Origin of the sequence: Thermodesulfobacterium geofontis OPF15, from assembly GCF_000215975.1 — a bacterium.
In the GTDB taxonomy this organism is placed as follows: Bacteria; Desulfobacterota; Thermodesulfobacteria; order Thermodesulfobacteriales; family Thermodesulfobacteriaceae; genus Thermodesulfobacterium; species Thermodesulfobacterium geofontis.
Genome location: NC_015682.1, coordinates 884,292 through 898,353 on the forward strand (window position 1 = coordinate 884,292; position 14,062 = coordinate 898,353).

Sequence of the window (14,062 nt, forward strand, 5' to 3'; positions counted from 1 at the left end):
ATATTTAGAATATTAGCTGTAAACCTACTCCGATATAATCTCCCGCTGCTCCTTTCTCCATTTTTATATTTGGATTATATGAATTATAAGCTGACCTTGCTGAACCATCTTGATCAACATAATGAATACTTAATTTCAATTTGTTTTCTTTTATATACCAATTTAACCCTATATCTATAACTCTTAATTCACCGTCACCATTTAAACTATTTTTATCTCCTTCCCATTTTTGGTAAGTTATTGCTGGCTCAAGTATAGTTTTATTTGGAAGAACAAAATTATAACCTATTCTTATATGCCATACTTTATCATCATAGTTAAAATCAGATTCATCAAAATTTCTTTTTAGCACATCATATTCGGCATTGAAAGTAAAGTTTTTATAATTAGCAAGTATATCAAAACCTATCATTTGATTATTTTTAAATGGTTTATTTAATTTGCTATTTTTAGGATCAAAATATTTGGTACTATTTCCAAGTGTATACCAAATATCAGCAGCTAAAGGATAAGAGATTGTGGGTTTTGCTCTTCCTTGATAAGCATAATTTATAGCAAAGGTGATACCATTTCTTTTTCCAAAATAATTTACTTTATATCCTAAGGTATATTTTTTCATTTCTGGATCACCAAGAGTGATAGCTACTCTTCCAGTATAAAGAAGATTGTCTCCACCTTTATCACCACTAAATTTATCTACATTAAATACACCAAAATTATAGTTTATTCCCCATTTTCTTTTTTCATCATTATACAAACCACCTATATTAATACCTGTTTCACGTCCAGGTCCTGTACCTACTAAATGCATTCTTGGATAAAAATTTGCTAATGCTTTTTCCAAAGAAGGAACTTCAAAACCTGCTGTGATGCTCTCTCTTCCTACTTGTGGTCTAAAATATCCTATAGTTATGTTAGCCCAGTTTTTATGAAGTGCATATGTAAACATGGCATCCCAAATATAAAACTCTCGGTTATTAACATTGTAATTTACCAACCCTACATTGTTATTATTAGTAATAGCAGTATGTGGATCCATTCCTACATTATCATAAGCAAACCAAACTCTCCAAGACAAATTTTCACTTATCTTTCCTTGGAAACCAAGCCTTGATCTTCTGAGGAAAAAATCCCATCTATTGTCATATTTTGTACCATTTTCTACTCTATCCATTGTATAAATAGCCCAGAGTTGATTGCAGAAAAAGATTTCAAGTTCTTGACCTTCTCCAAAGGTAAATGTGGGCGCAGCATTAGTTGATGTAGTAAATAATATTGCACTTGCCAATCCTACCTCTGTTAATAAAGCTTTTTTCTTTAATTTTTTTACTATTTTTTTCATAATCCACCCCCCTCCTTTTATTTTGCTATCTTGTCTATTATTTCTTTAAGTTCTAAATCCAACTCTTTTAAAGCTTTTATACTTTCAGTGTCCAAATTACCCATATATCTAATCGCTGTACTTGGTTTAAATGTTCCCACTATTATTCTTCCATTTTTTTCGTATACGTATATTTTGAAGGGAAATTGTGATATAAGCTGTGGATTATGTTTTATTATTTTTGCATATTGAGGTGTTTTATAGATAAGATATATGCATATATTTCCCCATAAATCCTTATTTTCTTGTTCTTCTAATAATTTTAATATATGGAAAATTTTAAAATTCTTTTTTTCAAGTTCAGTTCTTAAGAACTTATCCAGTTCTTCATAAGACCATCTGGTTGCTTTTTCATATACATCAGACATTTCTTCCTCTTCTGAAGGTTCAGGGATTGCTTCTTTTTCATCATATCCTGTTCCTAAATAGTCTCCAGTTTCAAAAGATATATCCTTTATCACACCCCCACAAGAAATAATAGTCATAGAAAAAATAGTTATAAATACATTTTTAAGCAAATCTTTCCTCATAATGCTTTTTACTGAAATTTTTAATTATGAAAAAGCAAAGTTGATGCCAAAAATTTAATAATGTTAAATTGATTGAAATTATTAATTTTTAAAAAATTTTAAAAAATAAATATTGTCCGAAAGGGAACAATGGTTGTTCCGAATGGGACAATGGAGGAACGAAAATAAAAAACTAAAAGATTTGAATTTTAGAAATTTAGGAAATTTTTTAATAGGCACATTCTTTGCTCACACTTTTTAAAAACCAAAAGGAGGGGAGGGTTATGCGGTACAAATTAAAATTTAATTTTATTTCCTTTCTATTATTTATTTTTATTCTTTTTTCTAACCATCTTTTAGCACATTCCCAGGTTAAGCTTACCGAACCTACTAAGGAAGCACCATCTTTAAAAATTGAGCTACAGGCTGATAAAACATCCTTTAAAGGTGGTGAAAAAATCAAACTTACAGGAAAAGTGCCTGAAGGTTACAGAGTAAATTTTATAGAAATTACTTCTAAGGAAAAAGTACAAGTTAGTAGATTGGATAGAAAGGATTTTAAATTTTATTTAAGTAAAGAAATACCAGCTTTTTATCAAATATGGATCGCCGATGATTATATAGCTAAGGTAGATAAAAATGGAACGGTAGAAGAAAGACCCGTAAAAGAAATCTATCAAAAATACAAACAGGATAAAAAATGGAGAATAGGAGAATTTTTAAAGGAAAGTAATGCTAATGTAGCCTTTATCACCCCTGTTAAAGAAATTAAACAAATTGATGTGTGGAAGACTACAGTATTAAGGGCTATTATAGGCTCAAGAGGTATTAAATTAGAACCTCTTACTGATAAAAAGGACATAAGTAAGGAAGCTGCCAGATTAATTCAAACAAGGTTTAAAGAATTTGAGAAAATTTTTATACTTACAAAAATTAAAAACAATCCTGATGGAACCTTTGAGACAGAGATAACACTTCCTGAGAATGCTCCCAAAGGGGAGTTTATAGTGGTAGCTGTAGCTAATAAAGAAGTAAAAAGTGACCCTATTCAACTAACTCATAATATTTCTTTTCCTAAGGTATATTTTCCTGTAGCCGGGACTTCTACTAATATGTTTGGACCTCTTATATTATCTTTTCTTATTTGTACTTTTGGAGTAATAATGGGAGCAGGTGGAGGTTTTATTTTAAATCCTTTATTGATTCTTATTTATGGATTACCTCATGGTGTGGTTGCTGGTTCAGTAATGCCCACCGTACTTTTTAGCCAGGCTTCAGGGATTTACAATTACTCAAAAATAGGATTTATCAATTGGAAACTTGGAATCGGAGTAGGTATTTTTATGTTAATCGGTGGTTTCTTAGGTCCTCTTTTAAATCAGTTTGTTACTTTAGAGGAATATAAGTTTATCTTTGGAATTATACTTTTAATACTTGCAGCCCTTCTTCTCTGGCAGACAACCCCAGGTTATATTGAAAAGAATAAGAAGGAAAGGGCTATTCTTCAAGAATATCTAAAACGTGCTAAGGAAGCTAAGGAAAGAAAATCCAAAATAGGAGGTGAAACGTATGAAGCTTAAGGTAGAATTTTGGGGACAAGAGTTTGAAGCTAATATGATAATTGGTGCTATAGGAGGGTTTTTGATCGCTGTTGCCTCAAGTTTAGGAGGTTTCGGAGGAGGACCCTTTGTAGTTCCCCTTATGACAGTTATCATGGGTCTTCCAATTTATGTAGTAGTAGGAAGTTCACTTTTAGCTATCTTTTTTAATACCCTTATGGGGAGCTTACGTTATTTCTTTTTTGGACAAACTGACCTTTTGTTATTTATAGTTATGGCTATAGGTGCAGTAGCAGCTGGTTTTGTAGGACCAAGAATTGCTAAAAGATTGAGTCCTGTCTGGGTTAAAAGAGTTGCTGCTATAGGTATAATTTATCTTGGATTAAAACTCTTAAATGTTCCATTTATTCCTTAATCCTCTAATCCTCCATATTCCTCTAAGGACCGGCCTAACTTAGTCTTAGGTCGGTCCTTTAATTTAATCAATATTTTCTTTATAAAAAGTCTTACTATAATCTTTTTAGTAAAGTTGTGATAAAATAGAAAATCTGATTTGAGATTTTTCAAAGGAGGGATCTTGATGGATTGGAAAGAGACTTTAAATCTTCCAAAGACTGAGTTCCCTATGAAAGCCAATCTCACTCAAAGAGAGCCCTTATTTTTAGAATTTTGGGAAAAAGAAAAGATATATGAAAAAATGTTAGAAAAAAGGGCAAATGCACCTTTATATATTTTGCACGACGGTCCTCCTTATGCAAATGGACCTATTCATTTAGGAACTGCTTTAAATAAGATTTTAAAAGATATTATCGTAAAAAGTAAATCTATGTTAGGATATAGAGTGCCTTTTGTTCCTGGTTGGGACTGTCACGGATTACCTATAGAACTTAAGGTAGAACAAGAATTAAATGTTAAAAGGGGTGAGCTTCCACCTTTGGTAATAAGAGAAGCCTGTAGAAAATATGCAGAAAAATATATAAACATTCAGAGAGAAGAATTTAAACGTCTTGGAGTATTTGCTAAGTGGGGTTCTCCTTATCTTACTATGGATTTTAAATATGAAGCTACAATTGCAAGGGAATTTTTAAGATTTTTGGAAAGTGAGCAAGTTTATCAAAGAAAAAAACCTGTTTTTTGGTGCCCTAATTGTGTTACTGCCCTTGCAGAGGCAGAAGTTGAATATGAACCTCATAAATCCCCTTCCATTTATGTTAAATTTCCTTTAACTAAGGAGACAAAAGAATTTTTAGAAAAAGATCTAAGTTTAAAAATTTCAAAACCCATCTCTATTTTTATTTGGACAACAACCCCTTGGACACTGCCTGCTAATCTTGCTTTAGCATTTAATCCAGAATTTGACTATCTTATTATTGAATGGGATGAAGAATTTTATATTGTTGCTGAAGGAAGGATATCTTCTTTGTGTGCTGAATTAGATAAAGAGCTTCCTAAAATAATTGCTAAAATTGATACTAAAAAACTTGAAGGTAAAAAAGCTTTTCATCCCTTTTATGAAAAAGAAAGTTTAATTATTTTAGCAGACTTTGTAACCTTAGAGACAGGAACAGGTATTGTTCATATAGCACCAGGACATGGAGAAGAGGATTATCAAATAGGTTTGAAATATAATCTTGAGGTTTATGTTCCTGTAGATGAAGAAGGAAAATTTTATTCTCATATTCCTTTAGTTGGAGGAATGAATATCTATGAAGCTAATGAAGTTATTCTATCGGTTCTTAAAGAAAAGGGTAACCTTTTATATCATACTACAATTGAGCATAGTTATCCCTATTGCTGGAGATGTAAAAAACCTATTATTTTTAGAGCTGAAGACCAATGGTTTATTTCCATGTCAGCTAAGGGATTAAGAGAAAAGGCTTTAAAAAGTCTTGAAAAGGTAAATTTTATTCCTTCCTGGGGGAGGAATCGTCTTTATTCCATGCTTGAAAAAAGACCAGACTGGTGTATTTCTCGCCAAAGGGTGTGGGGAGTTCCTATAACTGTTTTCAAATGTAAAAACTGTAAAGAAGTTTTAAAAGATTTTAAGTATTATGAAAAAGTTATTTCTTTATTTGAAAAAGAAGGGTGTGATCCTTGGTTTATAAAATCTCCTAAGGAACTATTGCCAGAAGACATAACTTGTCCCAAATGCGGAAGTAAAGAATTTGAAAAAGAAAAAGATATTCTTGATGTTTGGTTTGATTCGGGAGTTTCTTTTGCAGGGGTTCTTGAAAAGAATGAAGAACTTTCTTTTCCTGCTGATTTATATTTAGAAGGTTCTGACCAACACAGAGGTTGGTTTCATAGCTCTCTTTTATGCTCTATAGGAACAAGAGGAGTCCCTCCTTATAAAACTATATTGACCCATGGTTTTGTAGTTGATGGACAAGGAAGAAAGATGTCAAAAAGTCTTGGAAATGTTATTCATCCACAAGATTTAATTAAACAGTACGGAGCAGAAATTGTAAGACTTTGGGTTTCTGCTGAAGATTATAGGGACGATATCAAAATTTCTAAAGAAATTTTAGATCGTTTGGTTGAATCTTATAGAAAAATAAGAAATACCTGTAGATTTCTTATAGGGAATTTATACGATTTTGATCCCAAAAAAGACCTAATTCCCTTTGAAAAACTTCCAGAATTTGAAAAATATATTCTTTATAGACTTAGCAAACTAATTGAGAAAGTTAGAAAGGCTTATGAAAGATTTGATTTTCATATTGTATATCATGAACTTCACAGATTTTGTGTAGTAGAGCTTTCTTCTTTAATTATAGATATTAACAGAGATTATCTTTATTGTGAACTCCCTGATAGCTTTAAAAGAAGAGCAACTCAAACAGTATTTTATTATGCTCTTGATAGTTTAGTAAAATTGATGGCACCTATTCTTTCGTTTACTGCTGAAGAGATATGGCAAAGTTTACCTTATAAAGCTGAAGAAATGTCTGTATTTTTAACAGATTTTCCTTCCTATACTTTTGAACTTTCAGAAAGTGATATCAAAAAATGGGAAAAATACTTAAAATTAAGAGAAGAAATTTTAAGAGCTTTAGAAAGAGCAAGAAAAGATTATAAGATTATAGATACCTTTCTTTCTGCAGAAGTATTTGTAAAGGCTGGAGAAGAGCTGAAACCATACTTAGAAAATTCCTCTTTCTGGGAATATTTTCTTATGGTGTCTAAATTTGAATTAACTGAAAAAATTGAAAAGAGTAATGAATCAGAAGTGGTTTATCAATCAGACGAAATTGAGAATTTAGTTATAAAAATAAAACCTACAGAAAATAAAAAATGTGAAAGATGCTGGCAAAGAAAACCAGAGGTAGGTAAACTTGAAATTCCTGATCTTTGCAATCGTTGTTATGAGGTAATAAAGTCTTTAAATAAACAATAGATATGCGACCATTTTGGTTAAGTGCAAGTTTAATTTTTATTTTAGATAGAATTAGTAAATATTTAATTCTTAAAGCTCAATTTGAGAAAATAGAAATTTTGCCGATTTTAAATATAGTTAAAGTGTGGAATAAAGGAATAGCCTTTGGATTATTTTCTAAAACTGGAATCCTTAATACTATCCTTTTAATTTTTGTAACCTTAGTTGTTTTACTAATTATCTATGTTTGGGCAAAAAAGATTTATTTTCAGAATAAAGAAGACAAAATCTCTTTGATATCACTTGGAATGTTACTTGGAGGCGGACTTGGTAATTTGATAGATAGAATCTTTTTTGGAAAGGTATTTGATTTTATAGATCTTCATATTAAAAATCTGCATTGGCCTGTTTTCAATGTAGCAGATATAGCTATTACTTTAGCTCTTTTTTTATTAATTTTTAGAACTTTAAAAATTCGAAATGTATTATCTTAAAATAATAAAACATCAAAAACTAATGGATTTTCTTTTTCAAGCTCAGGCCTTTTCTGCAGAAACATTTTTAAAAGATTTATTGTCAAGAAGGTTAGCGATAGTTGATAAAAATATTTATAAGTTAAATCCTGAAGACATTCTTTATTTAGATAAAATTTTAGAAAAATTTAAAACCGAATTTTCTCCTCTTTTAAAATCAGCACCAATTCCTTTTTCTTTCCTGTTAACTAAATCTCAAACAGAAAAGATCTCTGATACAATTCTTAGAGCCGGAAAAATTTATTTGGAAGACCCATCTATCAAGGAAGGAGTAAATTCCTTTTTAAAGCATAGTAATATCTTTTATAAAATAGATTCTTGGAAGAACTTATGGGAACTCATTTTACCTTCTACAGTTGACCCAAAAATTGAACTTTTTTATAAAGATATTTTTTGGTATGGAAGCAAAGGACCGTGTTTTTTTTGCAAAACCTTTTGGCATGATTCTTTAAATTGCCCATCATTGTTAGATTCAGAACCAAGAAATACCTTTTTGTCTTCCTTAAACTTTCATTTTAGAGAAATTTCTCAACTTCTTTGGAAGGGGATATACGAAAAAGATTTAGATTTTAATGAACTTAAATATTTTTATATAAGAAACTTTTATTTATTACCTGAATTTTTAAAAGTAGTATTTTATAGATACGATACTATAGAAACCTGGGGTCATCTAAAACTTGATATAGAAACACCTATTAGAGGAGGAAATCTCGGTTTAGGATTGGAATATCTAATAAAAAAGAATTTTGAGAGTGCAAAAAGAGAGTTTTCTGAAATAGAAGATGATTTTAGAGCAAGTATAGGGCTTTCTTTAATAAATATTATAAATAAAGATTTAAAAAGTGCCCTCTATTATATAGAAAAAGCTCTTTTTCAAGTAAAAACACCTTTTTTAAAAAGTTACCTACTTTTTTTAAGGGGTTATTTCCATGAATATATGGGTGAGAGCTTTATAGCAGATGAATTTTATAAGTCCGCTTTAGAAGAGGATTCTACTTGTTTGCCTGCTTTATATTATTTTAACTTGGCAAAATATGTAAAAGGTTCTCCTCTTTCAGAAATCCTTGTTTATTTTAATCATCCTTATCTTTTATATTGGAGTTATTTAGAGCCTCTCTTTATAAAAGATCAAAGGGAATTAGAAGAATTTTTATATGAAAAAATTGCAGAAAAAAGGGAGCAAGCCTCTCAAAGACTTAAAGAAACAGAAGATCGCTATCACAAAATAAAAATTTTTTTATCTGATTCTGAGAAAAAAGAATATGAAGAAAGATTATCTCAGATAAGAGAAAATATTCATAAAGGAGGATTAGGATTAATTGAAAGTGGTTATTCAAAAGCATTAGAAATAGATCTTGAATTACAAGGCTACATTTACAGAATTATTAAAAATCTTAGAGAAGATTTTGAAAAAATTAAAAGTGATTATAAAAATCTTAGTTCTTTTTGGAGAAAATATCCTTATAAGTATGAAGACGTAAATTTTGGGAAGGAATTAAAAATCTTCTCAGATCTTGTGCAAAAAATTGAAGTAAAATTAAAGAGAAGGGACCCCTCAGATGTTTTATCGTTCTTAATTTCTGAAATAAATTCTTGTAAAGAAAAGGCAGAAACTCTAAAAACTTTAAAAGAAGATCTTATCAAAAAGTGGAGTTTTAGAATAAGATTGGCTGATTTTTTAAGAAATTTTTCGCTTTTAGAATTTATTATAGCAGGTGTTTATATAATCGTTCCTTATTTACCTATTTCTGAAAATTTTAAAAATTTTTTTAGTACTTCTTCTTTTCTTTTGATTTCCCTTCTTTTACTTATAATCTGTCTATTCTTTTCATATTTTAAAAAATATGAGTTTGAATAAAAAATTCCTTATCCAAGATAATACCTGTTCCTCTGAATTAGATATGGGTTGTTTTAGCATATCAAGAGCAAATTTTATTTACTTGGTAAAAATTTTAAAATAAATTATATTATGTTATAAACTTTTAGTAATGAAATTTATCTGGGCAAATGCAAAAGCTTTTCCATATAAGCTCTTAGTTTTTGAAAATCCGTTAGAAGTTTTAAAATTAGAGACCCCTTCTCAGTTAACTTCCTTTTTTGATAAATTAAAAAATTTTATAAAAAGGGGCTTTTATGCATGTGGATTTTTAACTTTTGAACTGGGTTATTTATTAGAAAATAGGTTGAAAAAGCTTTTAAGAAAATCTGACCTTCCGCTTGCTTGGTTTGCTATTTATTCTAATCCTACCTCCCTTTTTCTTAATCCTTTAGAGTTAAAAAAAGATAAATTTGATGTAGATGGAATTACTTTAAATATTTCTAAAGATATTTATTTGGAAGATCTTACAAAAATAAAAGAATATATTGCTTCAGGGGATGTTTATCAAATTAATTACACTATTAAACTTAAATTTATTTTTAAAGGTCATCCTTTAGATTTATTTTACTTTCTTCTTTTTTCTCAACGTTGTAAATACGGTTGTTATATAGAAGAAGACAGTATTTTAATAACTTCTTTATCTCCGGAACTTTTTCTTAAAAAGAAGGCTTTTTTTATTAAGTTCACCAATGAAAGGGACAATAAAAAGGGGGAGTTCATTTAGTGAAGACCAGAAAATAAAAAGAGAGTTTTTTCTTGATGAAAAAAATCGAGCAGAAAACGTAATGATAGTAGATTTACTGAGAAATGACTTAGGTAGAATTTGTTTTCCGGGGGAGGTTTGGGTTAAGGATCTTTTTAAAATCGAGACCTATCCTACTCTTCATCAAATGATATCTACTATAAAAGGAAGGTTAATTAAAAAAGATTTGTTAGAAATCCTGAAAGCACTTTTCCCCTGTGGCTCAGTTATAGGAGCACCTAAAATAAGAGCAATGGAAATTATAGCCGAACTTGAAAAAGAACCTCGAGGTGTTTATACAGGGGCAATAGGTTACATAAACCCCAAAGGAAATTTTCTTTTTAATGTTGCTATAAGGACTTTACTATTTTTTAAACAAAATCAAAATTCTTACTATGGAGAAACTGGGATCGGAAGCGGTGTTGTTTGGGATAGCAAATCTGAAGAAGAATATGAAGAATGTTTACTTAAAGCTAAATTTTTCTTAAATCCTTTACCTTATTTTCAATTGATAGAAACCTTTTGGTTTGATCTTAAAAAATTAATCCCCTTCTAAAACTTCATTATCAAAGGTTAATTCTTTCTGCTAAATACTTTAGGTTTAAAATACCTAAAGTTTTACAAACCTTCTCTACCTTTAAGCAGTTTATTAGTGAAAGAACTCCGGATCAAGGAAAATACAAGATAAAATTTCTTCTTTATCCTGAAGGAAAAATAGAACTTTCTTTTTTTCCTTATGAAGGCTGGAATAAAGATTTAAAAATAATTTTTATGAAACGCGATTTTGATTTAGGAGACCTTTTTTACCATAAAACTACTGTAAGGTCAAATTTTGACCAAGCTCTTAAAAAAGCAAAAGAATTAGGATTTGATGAAGTAGTTTTTTATGATGAAAAAGGAAGAATTCTTGAAGGGTCTATATCTACATTTTTTGCAAAAAATGAAAATAAACTTTACACCCCACCATTAAAACTTAAAATTCTTGATGGAGTATTGAGAAAGTTTTTAGTAAGAAAGAAAATAGCTTTAGAGCAAGAAATTTTTCTTAAAGATTTAAAAGGTTTTTCAAAAATTTATATTGGTAATGCAGTTCGTGGGCTTGGTAAAGTAAAAGATTGGTTTATATTAGAATAAATCAAAAATTTTAAAAAAGTATAAAAGGGAGGGGTTATAGATGGAGGAAAAAGCTTACAAAATTGCGGTTATTCCTGGAGATGGAACAGGTCCTGAAGTAATAAGAGAAGGGATAAAGGTTTTAGAAGCTGTTGGAAGAAAATTTAATATAAAATTTAATTTTACCTTTTTTGACTGGGGAGGAGAAAGATATTTAAAAACAGGAGAAACAATTCCAGAAGGTGGAATTGAAGAATTAAAAAAACACGATGCTATTTATCTTGGAGCAATTGGACATCCTCAAGTTAAACCAGGAATTTTAGAAAAGGAAATACTTTTAAGAATTCGTTTTGAACTTGATCAATATATAAACTTAAGACCTGTAAAACTTTATCCTGGGGTTTGGACCCCTATTAAAGATAAAGGTCCTGAAGATATAGATTTTGTAGTGGTAAGAGAAAATACTGAAGGTCTTTATGCAGGAGGAGGTGGTTTTTTAAGAAAAGGAACTCCCTATGAAGTAGCTATTCAAGAATCTATCAATACTCGTTATGGGGTTGAAAGATGTATAAGATTTGCCTTTGAATATTGTAGAAAAAGAAATAAGAAGAAAAAAGTAACCTTAGTTGGGAAAACTAATGTTTTAACTTATGCCTGGGATCTTTGGTATAGAGTATTTGAAGAGGTAGGAAAGGAATATCCTGATATAGAAAAAGATTATGCCCATGTTGATGCAGTATGTATGTGGTTTATAAAGAATCCTGAGTGGTTTGATGTAATAGTTACTGATAATATGTTTGGAGACATTATTACAGATCTTGGAGCTATAATTCAGGGAGGGATGGGAATTGCTGCAGGTGGAAATATTAATCCTAATGGAGTTTCTATGTTTGAGCCTATCGGGGGTTCGGCACCTAAATATACTGGGAAAAATGTTATTAATCCTTTGGCTGCGATCTGTGCTGGAATGATGATGCTTGAGTGGCTTGGGGAAGAAAGTTCAGCTAAAGCCATAGAAAAAGCTGTAATAAAGGTTTGTAGAGATCATCTCAAAAGTCTTTCTGCAGGAAAAATGGGATATACAACCAGTGAAGTAGGAGATTTAGTTGCTAAATATGTGGAGGAGGGTGTTGAGCTTTAAGTGCTTAATCTAAACTTAAAAGAAATTCCCCAAGCACCAGGGGTTTATCTTTTTAAATCAAAAAGAGGCGAAGTTCTCTATGTGGGTAAAGCTAAGGATTTAAGAGCTCGCCTTTCTACCTATGTAAGAGAACCTTATCTGTCTCCTAAATTAGAGCACCTTCTTAGAAATACAGAAAGTGTTGAATACTTTCTCACTGACACAGAAAAAGCAGCTCTTCTTTTAGAGGCAAATCTTATTAAAAAATATCGTCCTAAATATAATGTGCTTCTAAAAGATGACAAAAATTATCCCCTTTTAAGAATCCCTATTAAAGAAAAATATCCAAGTTTACAAATTGTGAGAAAAAGAAAAAAGGGAGATCAGGCGCTTTATTTTGGTCCTTTTACTTCAGCAAGAGGGTTGAGAGAAATCTTAAAGCTCCTTTCTAAAACTTTCCCTTTAAGAAAATGTAGTCTTGCTGAAATGAAAAGAAGAAAGACCCCTTGTATTTATTATCAAATCAAAAAATGCCTCGCTCCTTGTGTTAATCCTATATCAGAGGAAGAATATAAAAAAATGGTAGATGGAGTAATAGAATTCTTTCAGGGAAAAGGAAAAGAACTTATAAAAAAACTTGAAGAGGAAATGCATCATCTTGCTGAAAATTTAGAATTTGAAAGAGCTGCCTTCTTAAGAGATAGAATTGAAGATTTAAAAAAGGTGCTCGAAACTCAAGCAGTAGTGCTTGATACACCCTTAGATTTAGATCTTTGGGAATATAAAAAAGAAAATTCCAATGAATATTTTATTGTTCTTTTTGTAAGATATGGATATCTTTATGGATTTCAGACTTTTCAAATAAAAAATCCTTTAGGAGAAAAGCCAGCTTTAAAGGAAGTGATTTTACAATTTTATATGGAAGGAAAAATAATTCCAGAAAAAATATTTTTACCTGAAAAACCTGAAGAAAAAGAAGAATTAGAAAGTATTTTAAGTGAACTTTCTGGAAAGGAAATAAAAATCTTAGAAAGTTTTCAAGATGAAAAGATAAAAATTTTAAGAGACTTAGCCTTAAAAAATTTGGAGAATTTTATCCTTTCAGAAAAAAGGAGAGAAAAACCATGGTATGCTGGGCTTTCAGAGGAGTTGGTTGAGGTTTTAAGGCTTTCTCGTGAACCAAGATGGATTGAAGCCATAGATCTTTCTCAATTCTATGGAACTGCAAGGGTTGGAGCATTAGTTTGCTTTTTTGAGGGAGAGCCTGAAAAATCTCGCTACAGACACTATCATATAAAGGGAGAAGGAAAAGACGATTATGCTATGTTATATGAAGTAGTTTATAGAAGATTAAAGCGTGGTTTAGAGGAAAACAATTTACCAGATCTTATTTTAATAGATGGTGGAAAAGGGCATTTAGAAACAGCTTTGAGAGCTGGGGAAGACCTTGAAGTAAAAGAAGTTGAGTTTAGAGCTATAGCAAAAAATGAAAAAAGACAACCTGAAAAACTTTATATTCCCGGGAGAAAAAACCCTCTCTTTTTACCAAAATATAAAGAAGTATATCATTTTATTGGAAGGGTTATGAGTGAAGCCCATAGATTTGCTAAAACCTTTGCAGAAAAAACAAAAGAAAAAGAAACTTTAACAAGTATTTTAGATAGAATAAAAGGAATTGGTCCCAAGAGAAAAGAAGTATTGTTAGAAAATTTTAAAGATTTAGAAGAAATTTTGAATGCCCCTTTAGAAAAACTTTCAAATCTTCCGGGTTTTAATCTAAAAATTGCTAAAACCTTAAAAAGGGAATTACAAAAACAAATTCAAACTTAAGTATAATAAAAATTAACTTT

General features: G+C 30.2%; 10 protein-coding genes and 1 pseudogene. 9 read left to right on the forward strand and 2 right to left on the reverse strand.

Annotation, left to right across the window (positions count from 1 at the left end; all coding sequences use genetic code 11):
- Positions 1-4: 4 nt before the first annotated feature.
- Both TOPB45_RS04630 and TOPB45_RS04635 read right to left on the reverse strand, forming a co-directional pair.
- A complete protein-coding gene (locus tag TOPB45_RS04630; RefSeq protein ID WP_013909694.1) occupies positions 5-1,342 on the reverse strand; it encodes a porin in 1,338 nt (445 codons plus the stop codon).
- 17 nt (positions 1,343-1,359) lie between these two features.
- The gene (locus tag TOPB45_RS04635) at positions 1,360-1,899 is read right to left on the reverse strand and encodes a DUF302 domain-containing protein (protein ID WP_201763784.1); all 540 of its coding nucleotides are present in this window, start codon (positions 1,897-1,899) and stop codon (positions 1,360-1,362) included.
- A 275-nt stretch (positions 1,900-2,174) separates the two neighbouring features.
- Here TOPB45_RS04635 and TOPB45_RS09155 point away from each other — a divergent pair, with 275 nt between their 5' ends.
- From TOPB45_RS09155 to uvrC, 9 genes and pseudogenes are all read left to right on the forward strand, one after another.
- Complete coding sequence (locus TOPB45_RS09155) at positions 2,175-3,470, forward strand: sulfite exporter TauE/SafE family protein (RefSeq protein ID WP_013909696.1); 1,296 nt, start codon at positions 2,175-2,177, stop codon at positions 3,468-3,470.
- Entirely contained in the window at positions 3,460-3,864 is a 405-nt protein-coding gene (locus tag TOPB45_RS09160) for a sulfite exporter TauE/SafE family protein (protein WP_013909697.1), read from the forward strand. Before TOPB45_RS09155 ends, TOPB45_RS09160 begins: the two co-directional genes overlap by 11 nt.
- A gap of 165 nt (positions 3,865-4,029) precedes the next feature.
- On the forward strand, positions 4,030-6,846 hold the full coding sequence (ileS, locus tag TOPB45_RS04650; protein ID WP_013909698.1) for an isoleucine--tRNA ligase: 2,817 nt from the start codon (positions 4,030-4,032) through the stop codon (positions 6,844-6,846).
- Positions 6,847-6,848: 2 nt separating this feature from the next.
- Positions 6,849-7,319 (forward strand): signal peptidase II, encoded by a 471-nt coding sequence (gene lspA, locus TOPB45_RS04655; protein ID WP_013909699.1) that lies wholly within the window; start codon positions 6,849-6,851, stop codon positions 7,317-7,319.
- Positions 7,306-9,216 (forward strand): hypothetical protein, encoded by a 1,911-nt coding sequence (locus TOPB45_RS04660; protein ID WP_013909700.1) that lies wholly within the window; start codon positions 7,306-7,308, stop codon positions 9,214-9,216. Before lspA ends, TOPB45_RS04660 begins: the two co-directional genes overlap by 14 nt.
- Positions 9,217-9,346: 130 nt before the next feature.
- A pseudogene (gene pabB, locus TOPB45_RS09115) lies at positions 9,347-10,535 on the forward strand (aminodeoxychorismate synthase component I).
- 50 nt (positions 10,536-10,585) lie between these two features.
- Positions 10,586-11,113, forward strand: coding sequence for an aminotransferase class IV (locus tag TOPB45_RS08780; protein WP_236608030.1), 528 nt, complete (start codon positions 10,586-10,588; stop codon positions 11,111-11,113).
- 40 nt (positions 11,114-11,153) lie between these two features.
- A complete protein-coding gene (locus TOPB45_RS04675; protein WP_013909701.1) occupies positions 11,154-12,233 on the forward strand; it encodes a 3-isopropylmalate dehydrogenase in 1,080 nt (359 codons plus the stop codon).
- The gene (gene uvrC / locus TOPB45_RS04680) at positions 12,234-14,042 is read left to right on the forward strand and encodes an excinuclease ABC subunit UvrC (protein ID WP_013909702.1); all 1,809 of its coding nucleotides are present in this window, start codon (positions 12,234-12,236) and stop codon (positions 14,040-14,042) included. It begins immediately after the preceding gene.
- Positions 14,043-14,062: the final 20 nt, after the last annotated feature.